Source organism: Microbacterium sp. Leaf179, assembly GCF_001423785.1.
Taxonomy (GTDB): domain Bacteria; phylum Actinomycetota; class Actinomycetes; order Actinomycetales; family Microbacteriaceae; genus Microbacterium.
In genome coordinates this window covers 354,473-373,692 of record NZ_LMPH01000001.1, presented here as the reverse complement: position 1 = coordinate 373,692, position 19,220 = coordinate 354,473, and the positions used below count along the sequence as shown (strand labels likewise).

At 72.5% G+C, this 19,220-nt stretch carries 18 protein-coding genes; 12 read left to right on the top strand and 6 right to left on the bottom strand.

What is annotated here, in order from left to right; translation table 11 throughout:
* Nucleotides 1-9 precede the first annotated feature (9 nt).
* Together ASF96_RS01740 and ypfJ are read left to right on the top strand one after the other, a co-directional pair.
* A complete protein-coding gene (locus ASF96_RS01740) occupies nucleotides 10-1,044 on the top strand; it encodes a LacI family DNA-binding transcriptional regulator (RefSeq protein WP_055935386.1) in 1,035 nt (344 codons plus the stop codon).
* 130 nt (nucleotides 1,045-1,174) lie between these two features.
* Nucleotides 1,175-2,050: a KPN_02809 family neutral zinc metallopeptidase gene (ypfJ, locus tag ASF96_RS01735; RefSeq protein ID WP_055937582.1), complete on the top strand. Its 876-nt coding sequence runs from the start codon at nucleotides 1,175-1,177 to the stop codon at nucleotides 2,048-2,050.
* A gap of 87 nt (nucleotides 2,051-2,137) precedes the next feature.
* Here the strand turns inward: ypfJ and ASF96_RS01730 are convergent, their stop codons facing one another.
* From ASF96_RS01730 to ASF96_RS01710, 5 genes are all read right to left on the bottom strand, one after another.
* Entirely contained in the window at nucleotides 2,138-2,713 is a 576-nt protein-coding gene (locus ASF96_RS01730) for a copper resistance CopC family protein (RefSeq protein ID WP_055935384.1), read from the bottom strand.
* 2 nt (nucleotides 2,714-2,715) lie between these two features.
* Nucleotides 2,716-3,465 carry a YcnI family copper-binding membrane protein gene (locus ASF96_RS01725; protein WP_055935382.1) on the bottom strand — a complete coding sequence of 250 codons (750 nt, stop codon included), beginning with the start codon at nucleotides 3,463-3,465 and terminating at the stop codon, nucleotides 2,716-2,718.
* A gap of 65 nt (nucleotides 3,466-3,530) precedes the next feature.
* The gene (locus tag ASF96_RS01720; protein WP_055935380.1) at nucleotides 3,531-4,133 is read right to left on the bottom strand and encodes a hypothetical protein; all 603 of its coding nucleotides are present in this window, start codon (nucleotides 4,131-4,133) and stop codon (nucleotides 3,531-3,533) included.
* 107 nt (nucleotides 4,134-4,240) lie between these two features.
* The gene (locus tag ASF96_RS01715; RefSeq protein WP_055935377.1) at nucleotides 4,241-5,494 is read right to left on the bottom strand and encodes a wax ester/triacylglycerol synthase domain-containing protein; all 1,254 of its coding nucleotides are present in this window, start codon (nucleotides 5,492-5,494) and stop codon (nucleotides 4,241-4,243) included.
* Nucleotides 5,495-5,615: 121 nt separating this feature from the next.
* On the bottom strand, nucleotides 5,616-6,704 hold the full coding sequence (locus ASF96_RS01710; protein ID WP_055935375.1) for a VanZ family protein: 1,089 nt from the start codon (nucleotides 6,702-6,704) through the stop codon (nucleotides 5,616-5,618).
* A gap of 79 nt (nucleotides 6,705-6,783) precedes the next feature.
* On the opposite strand from ASF96_RS01710, the gene ASF96_RS01705 reads away from it, so the two are divergent.
* The 3 genes from ASF96_RS01705 to ASF96_RS01695 all read left to right on the top strand — a co-directional run bounded on the left by ASF96_RS01705 (nucleotide 6,784) and on the right by ASF96_RS01695 (nucleotide 10,318).
* Entirely contained in the window at nucleotides 6,784-7,638 is an 855-nt protein-coding gene (locus ASF96_RS01705) for a serine hydrolase domain-containing protein (protein ID WP_055935373.1), read from the top strand.
* Nucleotides 7,639-7,804: 166 nt separating this feature from the next.
* Nucleotides 7,805-9,847 carry an APC family permease gene (locus ASF96_RS01700; protein WP_156458759.1) on the top strand — a complete coding sequence of 681 codons (2,043 nt, stop codon included), beginning with the start codon at nucleotides 7,805-7,807 and terminating at the stop codon, nucleotides 9,845-9,847.
* A gap of 102 nt (nucleotides 9,848-9,949) precedes the next feature.
* Nucleotides 9,950-10,318, top strand: coding sequence for a PLD nuclease N-terminal domain-containing protein (locus ASF96_RS01695; RefSeq protein ID WP_055935368.1), 369 nt, complete (start codon nucleotides 9,950-9,952; stop codon nucleotides 10,316-10,318).
* Nucleotides 10,319-10,351: 33 nt separating this feature from the next.
* Here ASF96_RS01695 and arfB read toward each other — a convergent pair whose 3' ends face one another.
* Nucleotides 10,352-10,789: an alternative ribosome rescue aminoacyl-tRNA hydrolase ArfB gene (arfB, locus tag ASF96_RS01690; protein ID WP_055935366.1), complete on the bottom strand. Its 438-nt coding sequence runs from the start codon at nucleotides 10,787-10,789 to the stop codon at nucleotides 10,352-10,354.
* 265 nt (nucleotides 10,790-11,054) lie between these two features.
* Between arfB and ASF96_RS16670 the strand changes: the two genes are divergently transcribed.
* The 7 genes from ASF96_RS16670 to ASF96_RS01665 all read left to right on the top strand — a co-directional run bounded on the left by ASF96_RS16670 (nucleotide 11,055) and on the right by ASF96_RS01665 (nucleotide 19,180).
* Nucleotides 11,055-11,219 carry a hypothetical protein gene (locus tag ASF96_RS16670; protein WP_156458676.1) on the top strand — a complete coding sequence of 55 codons (165 nt, stop codon included), beginning with the start codon at nucleotides 11,055-11,057 and terminating at the stop codon, nucleotides 11,217-11,219.
* Nucleotides 11,219-11,305: a K(+)-transporting ATPase subunit F gene (gene kdpF, locus ASF96_RS16665; RefSeq protein ID WP_181016022.1), complete on the top strand. Its 87-nt coding sequence runs from the start codon at nucleotides 11,219-11,221 to the stop codon at nucleotides 11,303-11,305. The genes ASF96_RS16670 and kdpF overlap by 1 nt, the downstream gene beginning before the upstream one ends.
* Before the next feature lie 13 nt (nucleotides 11,306-11,318).
* Nucleotides 11,319-12,992: a potassium-transporting ATPase subunit KdpA gene (kdpA, locus tag ASF96_RS01685; protein WP_200934055.1), complete on the top strand. Its 1,674-nt coding sequence runs from the start codon at nucleotides 11,319-11,321 to the stop codon at nucleotides 12,990-12,992.
* Nucleotides 12,992-15,127, top strand: a complete 2,136-nt coding sequence (gene kdpB / locus ASF96_RS01680; RefSeq protein WP_055935362.1) for a potassium-transporting ATPase subunit KdpB — start codon at nucleotides 12,992-12,994, stop codon at nucleotides 15,125-15,127. Before kdpA ends, kdpB begins: the two co-directional genes overlap by 1 nt.
* Before the next feature lie 11 nt (nucleotides 15,128-15,138).
* Nucleotides 15,139-15,723 (top strand): potassium-transporting ATPase subunit KdpC, encoded by a 585-nt coding sequence (kdpC, locus tag ASF96_RS01675; protein ID WP_055935360.1) that lies wholly within the window; start codon nucleotides 15,139-15,141, stop codon nucleotides 15,721-15,723.
* 239 nt (nucleotides 15,724-15,962) lie between these two features.
* Nucleotides 15,963-18,512, top strand: coding sequence for a DUF4118 domain-containing protein (locus ASF96_RS01670; RefSeq protein ID WP_055935358.1), 2,550 nt, complete (start codon nucleotides 15,963-15,965; stop codon nucleotides 18,510-18,512).
* The gene (locus ASF96_RS01665) at nucleotides 18,509-19,180 is read left to right on the top strand and encodes a response regulator (protein ID WP_055935356.1); all 672 of its coding nucleotides are present in this window, start codon (nucleotides 18,509-18,511) and stop codon (nucleotides 19,178-19,180) included. The genes ASF96_RS01670 and ASF96_RS01665 overlap by 4 nt, the downstream gene beginning before the upstream one ends.
* Nucleotides 19,181-19,220: the final 40 nt, after the last annotated feature.

Here is a 19,220-nt window from a genome sequence, read left to right as displayed (position 1 = left end):
CGGAGCACGATGGACACCCCCCGCACGAAGGCGGCGACGATCGCCGACGTGGCTGCGCGCGCGGGGGTGTCCGTTCCCACGGTCTCGCGGGTGCTCACGGGCGCGGCGAAGGTGAGCACGTCGAAGCGCGAGGCCGTCGAGGCGGCCATCGCGGCCCTCGACTTCCGCCCCAGTGCCGCCGCCCGGGTGCTGGCGTCGCGCAAGGCCCAGGTCATCGCGGTCATCGCCGGAGACACGTCGCAGTACGGCTACGCCGAGACCATCCGCGGTATCGAAGAGGCCGCCCGCGCCGAGGACTACACGGTCATGATCACCGTCGTCGAGAGCACCGACGAGGGCGAGATCGACCGGGCGATCGCCGCGACTCTGGCCCAGCCGCTCGCGGGCGTCTGCGTGCTCAAGTTCGACCCGCCCGGTGTCGCCGCCCTGCACCGCATCCCGGTGTCGTTGCCGCTGGTCGCGCTGTCGGGGGTGCGCGAGTCGGGTCTGCGGCAGGCGGTGCTCGACGAGTCGCGCGCGGCCGAAGAACTCACCGACCACCTGCTCGATCTGGGGCACGCCACCGTGCACCACGTGCGCGTGCCGCCGTCGCGCCGCGAAGACGGACGCACGACCGGCTGGCGACGAGCCCTCAAACGTCGCGGCGCGGTCATCCCCGCGCTCAGCGACGCGACCTGGGACCCGCGGTCCGGGATCGAGATCGGTCGACGGCTCGCGGAGGATCCCTCGGTCACCGCCGTGTTCTGCGGCAACGACGAGATCGCCATGGGCGTCATCCGCGGGATCGTGGCCTCGGGCCGCCGGGTTCCCGACGACATCTCGGTGGCGGGTTTCGACGACCACCCGCTCTCCGCGCTGTGGACGCCGCCGCTCACGACGGTGGACCAGGACTTCGCCGGCCTCGGCCGCCGCGGCCTGCAACTGCTGCTCAACGAGATCGCCGGCGAGACCGGGCGCCGCTTCTCATCGGAGCGCCCGCAGCTCGTCGTGCGCGAGAGCACCGCGCCGCCGCCCGCCGACGCGGCGGTGCGGCGCATCGTCTGAGGCCCCCCGGGTTCTGACGACTCCCGTGGGCTCGACGCCCTCGGCGCGCGACGCCCGCACGCTGAAGCAGGGGCGGCCGAGAAGTCCAGCCCCTGCCGGCGTGGGCCCCACCCCGGTTACGGTGACGGACGTGACCTTCAACGACAACGCCCGCGTCGGCAACAACACCGCCAAGCGCCGCGGCGGCACGATCGCCGCGGTGGGCGGTGGAACGGTCGGCCTCGGGGCCATCGTGGTGCTGCTCTTCTCGCTGTTCACCGGCACCGACCTGACCGGGCTCATCGGCGGCGGCCAGGCGCCCGCGGCCCCCGCGGGTGGGGGTGAGGCCCTGACGAGCTGTGAGACGGGCCAGGATGCCAACACCGACGACTCCTGTCGACTGGCGGCCGCCTCCCTCAGCGTCGACCAGTTCTGGCAGGAGCGCCTCGACGGGTACACCCCGCCGCAGCTGATCATCGTCGACGGTGCCACCTCGACGCAGTGCGGCACGGCCTCGAACGCCACCGGGCCCTTCTACTGCCCGCCGGAGCAGACGGTCTACGTCGACCCCACGTTCTTCGCCCTGCTGCGCGAGCAGTACGACACCACGGCGGGCCCGCTGGCCCAGCTGTACGTGCTCGCCCACGAGTACGGCCACCACGTGCAGAACCTCACCGGCGTCATGGAGCAGTACCCGAACGACGGCACAGGTCCCGACAGCAACGGCGTGCGCACCGAGCTGCAGGCCGACTGCTACGCGGGGGCCTGGGTGGCCGCGGCGGGCGAGCAGGTCGACGAGGACGGCACCCCGTACCTCGAGCCGCCCACGCAGCAGCAGATCACGGATGCGCTGGCCGCGGCCTCGGCCGTCGGCGACGACCACATCCAGGCGGAATCGGGCGGGGCGATCAACCCCGAGAGCTGGACGCACGGCTCGAGCGAGCAACGTCAGCGCTGGTTCGACACCGGGCGTGAGGGCGGCGTGAACGCCTGCGACACGTTCTCGGTGCCGGGGCAGAGCCTGTAGGTCGCGCCCCCGGCGCCCGGGTGCGGCATCCCACTCGACACGTTTCCGCGAACGGTGGCCGGGGAGCAGCGCTCCCCGGCCACCGACTCACTCCTCCCGCGGACGCGTGCGCACGATGACGACGACCAGCACGCCCACCAGAACCACGACGCCGCCACCGACCAGGAGCCCCACCGTGAGGCCCGACGGTCCGCCGGCCTCGGATGACGCGGCCTCGGCCGGCGCAGCCGCGGAGCCGACGGCGCTCGCACAGGGCGAGTCGTCCGACCCCACTGACGTGCCCGCGGCGGTGGAGGTGAACGGGAAGGTCCCCGAGACCGGGTGCCCGTCGGACGACACCGCGCGCCACTCGACCGTGTAGTCGCCGGGTGCCCCCAGCTCGACGGGCACGCTCAGCGTGGGCCCGGCGAGCGCGACGCAGTCGGCCTCGTAGTGCCGGCCGTCGGGTCCCAGCACGACGACGATGTTGCCGCCGTCGTACCCCAGCAGATTGGCGCTGAAGTCGAGGGTGACCTCCGACACCGTCGAGACCGTGTCGCCGGAGGCGGGCGAGGTCGAGACCAGGCTGTCGTGCGCCGACGCGGCCTGAGCCCCGCCGAGCACGGCGCCCAGCGCGATCGCCGCGACCGCCAGGGAGCGCCCGAGGGCGCGCGGTGCCCGCACGGTCAGCTGCGCTTCGGACGACGCGACAGGGCGAGGGCGCCGAGCACCGCTCCGGCGGCGGCGACGATCAGCGCGGCGATGCTGAGTCCCAGCGCGACACCCGACGAGTCGGATGCCGAGCCCGAGGCCGACGAGGCCTCACCGGCGTCGTGCTCGTGCGACGGCGCGGCGGACGCCGTGCCGTGGCTGTGCGCGCCCGTGGGAGGGGTGTCGTTGATGTAGAGCACCGGAGCCGGCTCGAGCGTGTCGTCGGCGGCGACCTCGTCGGGCGTCGCGGCCCAGTCGACGACCGATCCGTCGGAGTAGGTCTGCGCGGCGGGCAGCACCACGTGACCGGTGTCGGGCACGGGTCCCAGCACGGCCGAGAAGACCTGGAACTGGTCCTGGCCGATGCCGACGTCGGGGTCGGCCTGCCACACGATCTTCAGCGCGGCGTCGGTGAGGGTGTTGCCGTCGACCTCGACGGGCGCGGGCAGGGCGCCCTTCTCGACCGTGGCCGTCCAGCCCGGGACGGGCTGCACGAGCACGGCGCTCAACGGTGTGTCGGTGGGCAGGGTGACCTCGAGCTTGACGGTCGACGCCGTCTCGGACTCGGTGGGAACGCGGAAGTTGACCGTGGCGTAGCTGCCCGGGGTGGCGGTGTCGGGGTTGACGGTGACGTGCGCGGATGCCGCGAGGGGGACCGCGATCGCGAGGGCCGCGCCGGCGGCGAGGCCGACGAGGGCACGACGAAGGAAGGGGGTACGGGACATGGTGCTGCTTTCTGACGGTGCGCGCGCGACAGTGTCGCGTCGCGCGAAAGGATGAGGGTTCGAGGTCACGCCGCGAGCGGCGGACCCCGATGCCTCATCACCGACAGCACGGCGATACCCGTCGCGCGAAGCGGCGGCTCGGCCGCCGGGGCGGGAACGCTCACCGCCACCGGAGGCGACGCGACCGGCCGCAGGGCGCGGAAGGTCGCGAGCAGGAAGCCGGCGATGGCGCGCAGCGCGCGCTCGCCCGTTCCCAGAGCGAAGATCGTGAGCGCCGCGGCGCACGCGTGGGCGACCCACATCCACGGCGAATGCCCGCTGTGATCGGGGGGAAGCGAACCGGAGGCCGCGGCATCGAGGAAAGAGGTCACCGCCCCGTGGTGCCCCACCGGTGCGGCGGAGCCGCCCCCGCGCAGGTCGAGGGCGAGCAGCCCGTGGAACACCGCCTGACTGAGCACGACGGCGAGCGAGAGCCGCCGCCACGACAGCGAGCGGCCGGCCAGGAGCACGCACACGGGCGCGGCCAGGCACAGCGCCACCGCGATGTTCATCAGCGACGGCAGCTCGGCGGCGACGGAGGCGTGCGAGACGGTCGCGACGAAGGTCGCCAGGGTCGCCGCAGCGACTCCGCGTCCTGCGCGCTGGGCCCGCCCCGCTCTCGACGACATGCGCCTCCTTCCCGAAAAGCCTAAGTGCCCCGCGACCGGGCAGGTGCCGCCCCGCGCGCTCGACCGCGTCGACACCGCGCCCGCGTGCCCGCCTCAGCGCGCGCCGCTCACCGCGTGCCCGCGCGCAGGGCGTCCCACGTGTCGTGCGCGGCCTCAGCCAGCAGCTCGACGTCGGGCACGGCCTCGGGGTCGACGCAGAACCCCACTCCGAGCCAGCGGTCGTTCGAGATCGCGGCGACGCGCAGGGCATGCCTCGGCCCCGGTTCCGACGACGTGTACACGTGGCCCACCCGGCGGCCGGCGACCGACACCGCCACGCGCGGCCCGGGCACGTTCGAGATGGCGAGAGCGAACTCACGCGGGTCGTCGGCGAGACCGCGCAGCAGCGCGCCGGCCGACCCGGCCGCGGCGAGCGCGTGGAACAGCTCGTCGAGGGCGCGCGCATCGTGAGCGTGCTTGCGGGCGCGGGTCTGGGCGCTGAGCAGGTCGAGCCGGCGCAGGTCGTCGGGCTCGTCGAGGTGCAGGCCGACGTCGACGAACGAGTCGCGATTGCCGGATGCCGCGGCGTCCTCGCCGCGTTCGTGCAGGCTCACGGGCACCTGGGCGTTGAGCCGCGGCACGTGCCCGTGGTGCACGAGGCGCCGCCGCAGGGCCCCGGCGATGACCGTGAGCAGCACGTCGTTGATCGTGGCGTGGTCGGCGCGCGAGGCGCCGACGGCGCGTGCCTCGGCGAGCGGCACGTCGACGAAGGCGAGGGCGCGGCGCGCGCTGATCGGGCGGTCGAACGGGGAGTGCGAGCCGGGGTGAGCGAGCTCACGGGCCAGGGTCATCGGCATCCGTTCCCATTCGCTCCACCGCGTCGGGCGGGCGTCGGGGTCGCGCAGGCCGACCTCGTGCGCCGGGGCGTCGTGCGGCTCGAAGATCACCGCCTCGAGGAAGCGCACGGCCGTGAGCCCGTCGGCGAGGGCGTGGTGCAGGCGCACCGCCACCGCCTCTCGCCCATCGGCGAGGGGCCCCACCAGGTCGATGGTCCACAGCGGGCGGGAGCGGTCGAGGGGCTCCCCCATGAGTCGACCCACGACCGCGCGCAGCGCTGCGGGGTCGTCGGCCGCGTGACGGCGCACGTGCTGCGCGACATCGACGTCGGTCGCCTCGATCCACGCCGGACCGTCGCCGTCGTCGACGACCACCTGGAGCCCGCGCGGGAACGCCGGCAGTCGGGCGGCGACACTCTCACGCACCGCCTCGAGATCGAGGGCCTCGCCGGGCTCGAGCACGAGCAGTTTCAGCGCGTGCCCGCGCACGACATCGGACTCCAGCGCCAGGATGCGTGCATCCGCGGCCGACAGCGGCTCCCCCATGCGGCCTACGGTAGCGGGCGGTCCGCGGCGTCGGTCGGCGCGGCCTCGCCCGTGTCCCGCCGAGGGGGCGGAACTCGGTGCACGCGCACGCCGTCGTCGACGCGGCACAGACCGAGCCGGGTCACCCGGATGCGCTCGTGTCGACCGAGGGACTCACCACGCCCGCCCGATCGTCGACCAGGCGCCGGCGACCGATCCAGCCGGTGAGGCCGCGGCCGTCGGGCCAGACCACGAGAAGTGCGCCGGTCACCAGCGCCAGCAGGAACGCCGCGATCGACCACGGCGCCGGCAGCGCCGCGAGCACCGCGTAGGCGCCCGCGCCGGTGAGGAACCGCAGGGGACGCGCGGCCCAGACCGGCAGGATGCCGTTCGTGAACCGCACGCGCGTCGCGAGGTCGCCGATCGACCGGCCGGTCACCAGCACGACCCCCAGCCAGAGCGCCGCGCCCGCCACCGTCCCGGCCCACGAGGCCGCCTCGTCGGTCGCGAGGGTGGCCGACTCGCCGAGCAGCAGCACCGTGACCGCCTGCACGAGCACCGACACCGCGACGCCGACGAGCGAGATGCCCACGACGTCGCAGACCAGTCCCAGCAGACGGCGGCGGCGGGTCACGGGGCGGGGCACCTCGGCATCCGGGCTCTTCGCCACCCCTCGGTGCGCCGCGGGCACCGCGAAGGCGACCAGCGAGCCGAGCAGGGCCCCCGAGGTGTTCACGATCAGGTCGTCGACGTCGAACACGCGGTACGCGCAGGGGAAGAGGCCCCACACGCCCGTCAGCTGCGTCGTCTCGATGAGTGCCGAGGTCGCGAGTCCCACGAGACCGGCGACCAGGATGCCGCGACCCCCGAGCACCCGCAGGAAGAAGCCCAGCGGCAGGAAGAGCAGCACGTTCAACGCCACCTGCAGCACCGTCGGATCGGTCAGGTAGCGCCCCGACACGGCGACGGCGGCGCGGATGTCGTCGACGAACTCGAACGGCCGCAGGTTGACTCCCGCGCAGCGATAGAGGTCGTCGTCGGGCAGCGGGATGAGCGTGTACGTCCAGATCGCCCAGAAGTACACCGCCGCCCCCGCCCAGAGCAGCGTGCGCCAGAGCGTCAGACCCCCGCGGCGCCGGTAGCTCACGGCGACGAACGGCACGAGGGCGAGCACGGCGACCACCCCGCCCGCGATGACGGCGAGCAGCCCCGAGCCCACGATGTCGTTCACCCCGCGATCCTAGAGACCAGTGCGGCGTCGCCGCCCGACGACCCCGCGGGTTGACACGGCCCGCCCGTAGCCTGGGGGGATGACCCCGGCCCACGACCTGCGCGCGGCGCTCGTGCGCCACATCGACGACACCGGCTTCGGCGCCCACGGGCTGCACGTGCGCGTGGGCGACGACGTCGCCGAGCACCGCTGGACGCCCGACGAGCGCGAAGAGATCCACTCGGTCGCGAAGGCCGTGTGCGTGCTCGCGGCGGGCATCGCCGCCGCGGACGGGCTGCTCGATCTCGACGAGCCCGTCGCGGGCATCGTCCCCACCGCCGCGCCGGACGTGACCGTGCGCCATCTGCAGTCGATGTCGAGCGGCATCGACCTGGCGTGGTCGCCGACGATGATGACCGACTGGCCCGACCTCGCCGCCGAGTTCCTCTCGCGCCCGTCGCGCGGCCGCGTGTTCCAGTACTCGAACGCCAGCACGTACACCGCGATGCACGTGCTGGCCCACCGCACGGGCGACGTCGAGGAGTACCTGCGCCCCCGGCTGTTCGCCCCGCTCGGCCTCGCCGACCTCGCCTGGGGGCGCTGTCGCAACGGGCGCATCCTCGCCGGCGAGGGCCTCGCCCTGCGCACCGGGGAGATGGCGCGCCTCGGCCTGCTGGTGCGCGACCGCGGCGTCTGGCAGGGCGAACGGCTCGTCCCGGCCGAGACGGTGGATGCCCTGCACTCGGCCTGGATCGACACCGGCAGCGCGGGCGACGGGTACCGCCGGTACGCCCTGGCCGGGTGGGACGGACCCGGCGCCGCGTGGCGGCTGCACGGGGCGTACGGGCAGATGATCGTCTTCGCCGGCGACGCCGTCGTGACCATCAGCGCCGACGACCACGCCGGCGCCGACGCGGTCGCGGCGTTCATCGCCGAGGCGGCCGCCCCGGCCTGACCCACGGTTCGCGCCTCGATCCGACCCGGCACCGTGTTGTCGCGTTGATCACGGTCTGACTGCCATGCGATGAACGACGTGCGCGTCGGATTGCGCCGCCCGTCCAGTGCGCGTAGTGTCACGCGCCGTGACTGAAGAAAGTCGCGAGCCCGGCGTCGAGACGCCGATGGCCAAGCGCATCCTTATCGGCGAGCCTTTGACGTCGGAAAAACTCGACGACCAGCTCCTGCCCAAGAAGATGGCGCTGCCTATCTTCGCCTCCGACGCGCTCTCCTCGGTGGCGTACGCCCCGCAGGAGCTCCTGATGATCCTGCTCATCGGCGGAACGGCCCTGCTGACCCTCAGCCCGTGGGTCGCGGTCGCCGTCGTGGTGCTCCTCATCGTGGTGGTGCTGAGCTACCGGCAGCTCATCAAGGCCTACCCCTCGGGCGGCGGCGACTACGAGGTCGCCAGCAAGAACCTGGGCGAAGTGCCCGGCGTGGTCGTGGCCGCGGCCCTGCTCGTGGACTACGTGCTCACGGTGGCCGTGTCGGTGGCATCCGGGGTCGACAACATCATCTCGGCGCTGCCGGAACTCAACCCGTTCCGCGTCGAGATCGCCGTCGGCTTCGTGATCCTCATCGTGATCGTGAACCTCCGCGGCGTGCGCGAGGCATCGAGCGTCTTCGCGATCCCCACCTACCTGTTCATCGGGTCGGTCGGCGTGATGATCGTCGTGGGCCTCGCCCGCACGTTCCTCGGCGACGCGCCCGAGGCCTCGAGCGCGAACTACGCCGTGCAGGCCGAGTCGCTCACCCAGGCGGCGCTCATCCTGCTCGTGCTGCGCGCCTTCTCGAGCGGCTGCTCGGCGCTGACCGGGGTGGAGGCGGTGTCGAACGGCGTCCCCGCGTTCCGCAAGCCCAAGATCCGCAACGCGCAGACGACGCTGAGCCTCATGGGCGGCATCGCCATCGTGCTCTTCGCGGGTCTGACCGCTCTGGCGCTGATCTCGGGCGTGCACTACGCCGAGAACCCCTGCCACCTCATCGGCTTCGACTGCGCCAACAACCCGCAGCCGAGCCTCATGGCGCAGGTGGCCGCGGCGACCTTCGGCATGGGCAGCATCCCGTTCTTCATCATCCAGGCCGCCACCGCGTGCGTGCTGCTGCTGGCCGCCAACACCGCCTTCAACGGCTTCCCGCTGCTGGGCGCGGTCCTGGCCCGCGACGGCTACGCCCCGAAGGCGCTCAACACCCGCGGCGACCGCCTGGTGTACTCGAACGGCATGATCATCCTCGGCATCGTCGCCATCGGCGTGCTGATCGTCTACCAGGCCAACCTCACCACGCTGATCCAGCTCTACATCATCGGCGTGTTCGTGTCGTTCTCGCTCGGGCAGATCGGCATGGTGCGGCACTGGCGGCGCGCTCTGCGCGAATTCAAGCTCCTGCCCGCCGAGGCGGCGAAGCAGCAGTCCGCGGCCATCGAGCGCCGCTCCGCGATCTCGGGTCTGTGGATCAACTCCGTCGGCGCCGCGATGACGGTGCTCGTGCTGCTGATCGTCACGGTCACGAAGTTCACGCACGGCGCCTGGCTGGTGTTCATCGCCATCCCGATCCTCGCCGTGCTGATGATCGGCGTGAACCGGTACTACCGCGACGTCGAGCACGAGATCCAGATGGACGACACGGTGCACTTCGGCTCGTCGGGCGACGTGGCGATCGTGCTGGTGAACCGCCTGCAGAAGCCCACGTCGAAGGCGATCGACTACGCCCTGGCCGCCAACCACGACAAGACGCTCGCCGTGCACGTCGCGATCACCGAAGAAGAGTCGGCGAGGCTGCAGCGCGACTGGGCCGAGCACGAGGTGCCCATCCCCCTCGTGATCATCGACTCGCCGTACCGCACGTACACCTCGCCGGTGTCGACGTTCATCAAGAAGTACCGCGAGAAGAACGGCTCGGCCATCGTCACCGTCTACCTGCCGCAGTACATCGTGGGGCACTGGTGGGAGTCGATCCTGCACAACCGGCGCTCGCGCCGCCTGGCGCACCAGCTCATGCTCGTGCACGGCGTCTCGATCACACTCGTGCCGTGGCTGCTCGACTCGTCGGAGGTCATCTACGGTCGCCGCTCCCGCCCCCTGCCGGGCCAGCAGCGCGGCGGCCAGCCGGTGGACAACACCCCGACGCCGCGTTCGCGCAAGGCGCCGCCCCCCTCGGCATCCTGAGTCCCGTCCGACGCCCCCGCCCTCGTGGTGGGGGCGTCGGAGTTCGGCCCGCCCGCGACACGTCGGTGGACGCGGCCGCGACTCTGCGACAGGGTGGATGCCATGCCAGTACTCGCCCTGCTGACCGTCGCCGTCCTGGTGATCGCCCTGATCGACGTCATCACCCGGCGCGACGACCAGGTGAAACATCTGCCGAAGTTCGCGTGGATCTTCTTCATCGTGCTGCTGCCGCTGATCGGCTCGATCCTGTGGTTCGCGCTCGGTCGCGAGTACGAGGCGCGCTCCGCACCGATGTCGTTCGGCGACCCGCGCCGCTGGCAGAAGGACACGCCCGCCCCGGCGGCGCCGAGCGCCTCCCGCACCACCGAGCAGCAGATCGCCGACCTCGAGCGCGAGATGCGCCTCGCCGACCTCGAGGAGCAGGTGCGCCGCCGCCGCGCCGAGGGCGGCTCCACGGGCGCCGCCGGCTGACGCGGCGGAGCGGGCCGGGCCGGCCCTCCGACCTCAGTCGGTCGGCCGCCGACGCATCCGCTTCACGTCGGTGCGGCGCTGCTTGGCCTGCAGGCGGCGTTCCTTCGAGCCGCGCGTCGGCTTCGTCGCGCGGCGGGGAGGGGCGGGCGGCCGCACCGCCTCGGCGAGGATCGCGGCGAGCCGGTCGCGCGCGGCATCGCGGTTGCGCGCCTGCGCGCGGTGCTCCGACGCCGCGATGGTCAGCACGCCGTCGACGAGGCGGTTCCCCAGGCGGTCCAGGACCCGCTCGCGCTGCGCGCGCGACAGGGCGGTCGAGGCCGCGGCATCCCACATCACTTCCACCCGCGAGTCGGCGGTGTTCACTCCCTGCCCGCCGGGGCCCGACGAGCGCGAGAACCGCCACGACAGCTCGGACGCGGGGATCACGAGCGTCGCCGTGACCGCGACACCGGGACCGTCGGACGCGAGCATGACTCCATCATGCGCCCGGGCCGCTCCGCTGCGCGCGCACGACTCCTGCGCTACCCACCCCACCGCGCGGCCGCGCGCCTCGACACCCCGTTCCGCAGGAATCGTGCAGCCCCCGCGTAAGCACGCCGTATGCGTCCGCCGCACACCCGTAGGGAAACCGTGAGGACGCCCGGATGCCGAACCCCCCGCCGGTTGTATCGGAACACGTGCCGCCCCGCGGCGCCCGCGGTCCGCCCGCGGTTCTGTTCTCGATCCTGGAGTCGTCGTGCTCGATGCCGTCTTCCTCGCCGCGACCGTCGCGATCTTCGCGCTGGTCGCCCTCGTCGCGAAGGGGGTCGAGAAGCTGGGCCCCGAGGTCCGCGCCTCGTCTCCTCGCCCCACCCCGCCGTCTGCCCCGGCAGCCCGCGAGAACAGCGGGGACCGGCCGTGATGTTCTTCACGATCCTCGCCGCCGTGCTCGCGGTCGCCGCCGTGGTGTACCTCGTGGTCGCCCTCGTCCGCCCCGAGAAGTTCTGACATGGACGCCGGAATGATCTGGTCCATCGCGCTGACCAGCCTCACCCTCATCGTCGCCCTGGGACTGGCGTACCGCCCCCTCGGCGACTACATCGCCCGCATCTACACGGGCGCACGCGACCTCGCCGTCGAGCGGGGCACCTACCGCCTGATCGGCGTCGACCCCCGCAGCGCGCAGACCTGGCAGGCCTACCTGCGCTCGGTGCTGCTGTTCTCGTTCGTGGGCGTCGTCCTCGTCTACGCGATCATGCGGTTGCAGACCGTGCTGCCCTTCTCGCTGGGTCTCGAGGCACCGGGCGAGGCACTGTCGTTCAACACCGCGGCGTCGTTCGTCGCGAACACCAACTGGCAGTCCTACTCGGGCGAGACGACGCTCGGCTACACCGTGCAGTTCGCGGCGTTGACCGTGCAGAACTTCGTGAGCGCCGCCGTGGGCATCGCCGTCGCCGTCGCCCTGGTGCGCGGGTTCGCGTATCGCCGCAGCGGCGTGATCGGCAACTTCTGGGTCGACCTGGTGCGCGGCACGTACCGCCTGCTGCTGCCGTTCTCGATCGTCGCGGCCGTCGTGCTGCTCGCGGGCGGCGTCATCCAGAACCTCAACGGCTTCACCGATGCCACGACCCTCACGGGAGCCGCCCAGTCGATCCCGGGTGGGCCGGTGGCCTCGCAGGAGGCGATCAAGCTCCTCGGCACCAACGGCGGCGGGTTCTTCAACACCAACTCCGCCCACCCGTTCGAGAACCCGACGCCGTGGACGAACCTGTTCGAGATCTTCCTCATGCTGGTGATCCCGTTCTCGCTGCCCCGCGCCTTCGGGCGCATCGTCGGCGACAACCGTCAGGGATACACGATCCTGGGCGTGATGGGGGCGATCTTCGTGGCCTCCACCGCCCTGATGACGTGGGCCGAGCTCGCCGGCGCCGGCACCGCTCCCCAGCTCGCGGGCGGCTCGCTCGAGGGCAAGGAGGTGCGCTTCGGCATCTTCGGTTCGACGCTCTTCTCGTCGACGAGCACGCTGACCTCGACCGGCGCGGTCAACTCGATGCACGACAGCAACACGGCCCTCGGCGGCATGATGCCGATGATCAACATGATGCTCGGCGAGGTCGCCCCCGGCGGCGTCGGCTCGGGGCTCTACGGAATGCTGATCCTCGCCGTGATCGCGGTGTTCGTCGGCGGGCTGCTGATCGGCCGCACCCCCGAATACCTGGGCAAGAAGATCGGGCCGCGCGAGATCAAGCTCGCGAGCCTGTACATCCTCGTCACGCCCACCCTGGTGCTGGCCGGGACCGCGCTGAGCTTCGGGGTTCCCGGCATCCGGGACGACGTGGAGTCGACCTCGATCCTCAACCCGGGCGTGCACGGCCTGAGCGAAGTGCTCTACGCCTTCACCTCGGCGGCGAACAACAACGGCTCGGCCTTCGCCGGCCTCACCGCCAACACCCCGTGGTTCAACACCGCGCTCGGCGTGGCGATGCTGCTCGGACGCTTCCTGCCGATCGTGTTCGTGCTGGCGCTGGCCGGTGCCCTCGCGGCACAGGATGCCGTGCCCGCCACCGCCGGAACCCTGCCGACGCATCGCCCGCAGTTCGCGGGTCTGCTCGCCGGCGTCGCCGTGATCGTCACGGCGCTCACCTACTTCCCGGTCCTCACTCTCGGACCCCTCGCCGAAGGACTTGCCCGCTGATGTCCACCCTCACCCACGCTCCGGCCCCCGCCGCCGATCCCGAGCAGACCACCCCGCGGCGTGCGTTCAGCGCCGCCCAGGTCGTCGCCGCCCTTCCGGGGGCGGCCAAGAAGCTCAACCCCGCGGCGCAGTGGCGCAACCCCGTGATGTTCCTCGTCTGGGTGGGCGCGGCTCTGACCACGCTCATCGCTCTCGCCGAGCCGTTCCTCGGAGGCGGCGACACCACGCTCCCCGCCGGTTTCACCTGGGGCATCGCCGTCTGGCTCTGGCTCACCGTGTTCTTCGCGAACATCGCCGAGTCGGTCGCCGAGGGCCGCGGCAAGGCGCAGGCGGCGACGCTGCGCAAGACCCGCACGACCACCTCGGCCCGCCGCGTCGTCTCGTACTCCGCCGAAGACCCCTCGGCATCCGCCGCCGCGACCGAAGACGTCCCCTCGGGCGACCTGCGCCTCGGCGACGTCGTGCTCGTCGAGACGGGCGAGCTCATCCCCGGCGACGGCGACATCGTGCACGGCATCGCCACGGTCGACGAGTCGGCGATCACCGGCGAATCCGCCCCGGTCGTGCGCGAGTCAGGCGGCGACCGCAGCGCCGTCACCGGCGGCACCCGCGTGCTCAGCGACCGCATCGTCGTGAAGATCACCTCGAAGCCCGGTGAGACGTTCGTCGATCGCATGATCGCGCTCGTCGAGGGCGCTTCGCGTCAGCGCACCCCCAACGAGATCGCGCTGAACATCCTGCTCGCGAGCCTGTCGATCGTGTTCGTGATCGTCGTGCTGGTGTTGAACCCCATCGCCTCGTACGCGGCATCCCCCGTCTCGATCCCCGTGCTCGTCGCGCTGCTCGTCTGCCTGATCCCCACGACCATCGGCGCCCTGCTGAGCGCCATCGGCATCGCGGGCATGGACCGCCTGGTGCAGCGCAACGTGCTCGCCATGTCGGGCCGCGCCGTCGAGGCCGCGGGAGACGTCACCACCCTGCTGCTCGACAAGACCGGCACCATCACCTACGGCAACCGTCGCGCGTCGGCGTTCGTCGCCCTGACGGGCGTCGGCGGGCCGGAGCTCGCGGAGTACGCCTCGCTGTCGTCGCAGGCCGACCCCACGCCCGAGGGCGTGTCGGTCGTCGAGCTCGCGGCAGCCCAGGGGATCGTCGCCGACCTGCCCCGGGGTGCGGAACCCGTGCCCTTCACGGCGCAGACCCGCATGAGCGGCCTCGACCTGGTCGACGGCACGCAGGTGCGCAAGGGCGCCGCGTCCGCCGTCGTGGCCTGGCTCGCGGCATCCGGAGCCCCCGTCGCCGAGGCGTTGCGCGCGAAGCTGCAGAGCGAGACCGACGCCATCTCGCAGTCGGGCGGAACGCCGCTGGTCGTCGCGACGCTCTCGTCGGGCGTCGGCCGCGTACTCGGCGTCATCCACCTCAAGGACGTCGTCAAGGACGGGCTGCGCGAGCGGTTCGAGGAGCTGCGCGCGATGGGCATCCGCACCGTGATGATCACGGGCGACAACCCCCTCACCGCCAAGGCGATCGCCGCCGAGGCCGGGGTCGACGACTTCCTCGCCGAGGCCACGCCCGAAGACAAGCTCGCGCTCATCCAGCGCGAGCAGCAGGGCGGCAACCTCGTCGCGATGACCGGCGACGGCACGAACGACGCCCCGGCGCTGGCTCAGGCCGACGTGGGCGTCGCGATGAACACGGGCACTTCGGCCGCGAAGGAGGCCGGCAACATGGTCGACCTCGACAGCGACCCGACCAAGCTCATCGACATCGTGCGCATCGGCAAGCAGCTGCTCATCACGCGCGGCGCGCTGACGACGTTCTCGCTCGCCAACGACATCGCGAAGTACTTCGCGATCATCCCGGCGATGTTCATGGGCGTGTTCCCGGGCCTCGCGGTGCTGAACGTCATGCAGCTGTCGTCGCCGGCCTCGGCCGTGCTCAGCGCGATCATCTTCAACGCCGTGGTCATCATCGTGCTCATCCCCCTGGCGCTGCGTGGAGTGAAATACCGCGCGGCCAGCGCCTCGAGCATCCTCAGCCGCAACCTGCTCGTGTACGGGCTCGGCGGCGTCCTCGTCCCCTTCATCGGCATCAAGCTCATCGACCTCGTCGTGAGCCTGCTCCCCGGTTTCTGAAAGGCACCGTCATGCGCACCACCCTGCGGACCACCGGCGTCGCCGTCCGCGCGATGCTCGTCTTCACCGTCGTCCTCGGCGTCGGCTACATGCTGCTCATCACCGCGATCGGCCAGGTCGCCCTGCCGTTCGCGGCGAACGGGTCGCTCATCCGCTCGGCCGACGGGAGCGTCCAGGGCTCGCAGCTGGTCGGCCAGTCGTTCCAGGATGCCGACGGCACCGCCCTGCCGCAGTACTTCCAGTCGCGTCCCTCGGCCGCGGGGTACGACTCCTCGGCCTCGACGGGGTCGAACCTCGGGCCCGAGAACAGCGACCTCATCGCCTCGATCCAGGAACACCAGGCGGCGTTCGACGACCTGAACGGTGCCGGCACGATCCCCGCCGACGCGGTGACCGCCTCGGGCTCGGGACTGGACCCCGACATCTCGGTCGCCAACGCCGAGCGCCAGGTCGCGCGGGTCGCCGACGCCCGTGGCATCCCGGCGTCGGAGGTGTCGACCCTCGTGGCGGAGCACACCCTGCCCCGCGATCTCGGATACCTCGGCGACCCGCGCGTCAACGTCGTCGAGCTCAATCGCGCGCTCGACGCCCGATGAGCGACGAGAATCGCTGACATGGCTCTCGTCGTGGTCCCCGCCGTCGCGCTCCGTGCGCGACGGCGGGTTCGCGTGCGTCGCCCGGCGGGGCAACCCCGGTCGAGGGTCCGGAACACGCCGCTGGCCGCGCGCGGATGCGGCGTGTCGTGGACACTCGACGGGGTATCAGCGCCGCGCGACCGGGCGGTCCCGACCACGGGGTCGGGCATCTCGAGCGACCGACGCCACGGGAGCGCCTCGTGAGGCGCGGGCATCTGCGCGTGCTGCTCGGGGCCGCGCCCGGCGTCGGCAAGACCTACGAGATGCTCGAAGAGGGGCGCCGGCTCGCCGCCGAGGGCCGCGACGTCGTCATCGCGATCGTCGAGACGCACGGCCGCGCCGCCACCGCCGCACAGGCCGAGGGCCTGGAGACGCTCCCCCGCCGCGCCGTCGAGCACCGCGGGGTGGCGCTCGACGAGATGGACCTGGATGCCGTCCTCGACCGGCGCCCCGCGCTGGCCCTGGTCGACGAGCTCGCGCACACCAACGCCCCGGGCTCGCGCCACGACAAGCGCTGGCTCGACGTCGACGCGCTGCTGTCGGCCGGGATCGATGTGATCACCACGCTGAACGTGCAGCACATCGCCTCGCTCAACGGCGTGGTCGAGAAGATCACCGGGGTCGTGCAGCGCGAGACGGTCCCGGATGCCGTGGTGCGCGCCGCCGACCAGATCGAGGTCGTCGACCTGGCGCCGCAGTCCCTGCGCGACCGCCTGTCGGCCGGGTCGGTGTACCCCGCCGAGCGCATCGACGCCGCCCTGTCGAACTACTTCCGTCTGGGCAATCTCACGGCGCTGCGCGAACTGGCCCTGCTGTGGCTCGCCGACGAGGTGGACTCGGCCCTGCAGCGCTACCGCGTCGAGCAGGGCATCGAGGGGTCGTGGCAGGCGCGCGAGCGCGTGGTCGTGGCCCTCACCGGCGGCCCCGAGGGCGAGACCCTGCTGCGCCGCGGCGCGCGGATCGCCGCCCGCTCGGCCGGAGGCGAGCTGCTCGCCGTGCACGTGTCGACGCAGGACGGCCTGCGGGCGAGCACGCCCGGCGCCCTCGACGCACAGCGGGCCCTCGTCGAGCAGCTCGGCGGCTCGTACCACCAGGTCGTCGGCGACGACGTCGCCACCGCCCTCGTCGACTTCGCGCGGTCGGTCAATGCCTCGCAGCTCGTGATCGGCGTCAGCCGCCGCGGACGGCTGGGCGCGGCCCTCACCGGTCCCGGCATCGGCGCCACCGTCATCCGCGCCTCCGGCGACATCGATGTGCACATCGTCAACCACGCGCGCGCCGGCGGGCGGTTCGCCCTCCCCCGCCTGACCGGGCCCGCGCTGAGCGCGAAGCGTCGCATCCTGGGGTTCGTCACCGCGCTCGTGGGCGGCCCCCTCATCTCGCTCCTTCTGCTGTCGACCGGTTCCGACGACTCGATCACCACCGACGTGCTGGCGTACCAGCTGCTCGTGGTGATCGTGGCGCTGATCGGCGGCATCTGGCCGGCGGTGTTCGCCGCGGTGCTGTCGGGCGTGACCCTCGACTTCCTCTTCATCGCGCCGCTCTACACCGTCACCATCAGCGATCCCGTGCACGCGATCGCCCTCGTGCTCTACGTGATCATCGCGATGCTGGTGAGCATCGTCGTCGATCAGGCCGCCCGTCGCGCCCGCGCCGCCCGCCGCGCCTCGGCCGAGGCGGAGCTTCTCGCCACGGTCGCCGGCAGCGTGCTGCGGGGCGAGAGCGCGGTTCCCGCCCTGATCAGCCGCGCGCGCGAGGCGTTCGGTCTCGCGGGCGTGCGCCTGATCACCGCCGACGGCCAGGTCATCGCCACCGACGGCGAGCCGGTGCGCGACGATCGGTCGACCACCGTGCCGGTGGGTGCCGACCGGGCGATGCTCGAGCTGCACGGCCGCGATCTCGACGCGAGCGAGCGCCGACTGCTCGACGTGGTCGTCGCGCAGCTGGCCGCCGCCCTCGAACGCACCGACCTGGCCGAGACCGCCGCCGAAGCCGGTGCCCTCGCCGAGACCGACCAGGTGCGCACGGCTCTGCTCTCGGCCGTCAGCCACGACCTCCGCCGACCCCTGGCGTCGGCCGTCGCGGCCCTCGGGGGGCTTCGCGCCGCCGGCGACCAGCTCTCCGACAGCGACCGCCGCGAGCTGATCGAGACCGCCGACGAGAGCCTGGCGACGCTGTCGCTGCTGGTGACCGACCTGCTCGACGTGAGCCGCGTGCAGGCCGGGGTGCTCGCGGTCTCGCTCGCCCCCGTCGACGCCGCCGACGTCGTGATCGCCGCCCTCGACGAGCTCGGCCTCGGTCCCGACGAGGTGGAGCTCGCGCTCGACCCCGACCTGCCGGCCCTCCGCGCCGACGGCGTGCTGCTGCAGCGCGTGCTCGTGAACGTGCTCGCCAACGCCGATCGCTACTCGCCCGCGGGCACGCGGGTGCGCATCGCCACGAGCCGCCTCAGCGGCACGGCCGAGATCCGCGTGATCGATCACGGACCGGGCATCGCGGCCGAACGGCGCGACGACATGTTCGCGCCGTTCCAGCGCCTCGGTGACACCGACAACACCGCGGGGCTGGGTCTCGGTCTCGCCCTCTCGCGCGGTTTCGCCGAAGGCATGGGCGGCACCCTCACCCCCGAAGACACCCCCGGCGGCGGACTCACGATGGTGATCGCCCTCCCCGTCGAGGGCGGCGACGCGGCCGGTGCCGATCAGAGCGCGGTGTCGGTGGCATCCGCCATCCGAAGGAGGACGCCGTGAAGGTGCTCATCGCCGACGACGACCCGCAGTTGGTGCGCGCCCTGCGCATCACCCTCGCCGCCCACGGGTACGACGTCGTCGCCGCGGCCGACGGTGCCGCGGCCATCACGCTCGCCGCTCAATCGCATCCCGACATCGTGCTGCTCGACCTCGGGATGCCGCACCTCGACGGCGTGCAGGTGATCCAGGCGCTGCGCGGCTGGACGAGCGTGCCGATCATCGTCGTGTCGGGCCGCACCGGTTCGGCCGACAAGGTCGACGCGCTCGACGCCGGCGCCGACGACTACGTGACCAAACCGTTCCAGATCGACGAGCTGCTCGCCCGGCTGCGGGTGCACGCCCGGCGGGTCACGCCGACCTCGGGCGAGGCGATCGTGCGCTTCGGCGCGGTCGAGGTCGACCTGGCCGCGAAGGCCGTGCTGCGTGACGGCACCCGCGTGCACCTGACCCCGACCGAGTGGCGCATGCTGGAGTTCCTCGCCCGCAACCCCGGCTCGCTCGTCACCCGGCAGACGCTGCTGAAAGAGATCTGGGCCAGCGAGCAGGTCGCCGACAGCGGCTACCTGCGGCTGTACATGTCGCAGCTGCGCAAGAAGCTCGAGGCCGATCCCTCGGCGCCCGTGCACCTGCTGACGGAGCAGGGGATGGGGTACCGGCTGGTGCTGTGAGGCCGGTGCGCCGCGCACGACTCCTGCCCGAGCCTCCGGC

What these genes read in the sequence shown, in the direction of transcription:
- ASF96_RS01695 (WP_055935368.1), top strand. Translation starts at nt 9,950, where the DNA reads ATGCCAGTACTCGCCCTGCTGACCGTCGCCGTCCTGGTGATCGCCCTG.
- ASF96_RS01700 (WP_156458759.1), top strand. Translation starts at nt 7,805, where the DNA reads ATGGCCAAGCGCATCCTTATCGGCGAGCCTTTGACGTCGGAAAAACTC.
- ASF96_RS01740 (WP_055935386.1), top strand. Translation starts at nt 10, where the DNA reads ATGGACACCCCCCGCACGAAGGCGGCGACGATCGCCGACGTGGCTGCG.
- kdpC (WP_055935360.1), top strand. Translation starts at nt 15,139, where the DNA reads ATGCGCACCACCCTGCGGACCACCGGCGTCGCCGTCCGCGCGATGCTC.
- ASF96_RS01705 (WP_055935373.1), top strand. Translation starts at nt 6,784, where the DNA reads ATGACCCCGGCCCACGACCTGCGCGCGGCGCTCGTGCGCCACATCGAC.
- ASF96_RS01715 (WP_055935377.1), bottom strand. Translation starts at nt 5,494, where the DNA reads ATGGGGGAGCCGCTGTCGGCCGCGGATGCACGCATCCTGGCGCTGGAG.
- kdpA (WP_200934055.1), top strand. Translation starts at nt 11,319, where the DNA reads ATGATCTGGTCCATCGCGCTGACCAGCCTCACCCTCATCGTCGCCCTG.
- kdpB (WP_055935362.1), top strand. Translation starts at nt 12,992, where the DNA reads ATGTCCACCCTCACCCACGCTCCGGCCCCCGCCGCCGATCCCGAGCAG.
- kdpF (WP_181016022.1), top strand. Translation starts at nt 11,219, where the DNA reads ATGTTCTTCACGATCCTCGCCGCCGTGCTCGCGGTCGCCGCCGTGGTG.
- ASF96_RS01725 (WP_055935382.1), bottom strand. Translation starts at nt 3,465, where the DNA reads ATGTCCCGTACCCCCTTCCTTCGTCGTGCCCTCGTCGGCCTCGCCGCC.
- arfB (WP_055935366.1), bottom strand. Translation starts at nt 10,789, where the DNA reads ATGCTCGCGTCCGACGGTCCCGGTGTCGCGGTCACGGCGACGCTCGTG.
- ASF96_RS01720 (WP_055935380.1), bottom strand. Translation starts at nt 4,133, where the DNA reads ATGTCGTCGAGAGCGGGGCGGGCCCAGCGCGCAGGACGCGGAGTCGCT.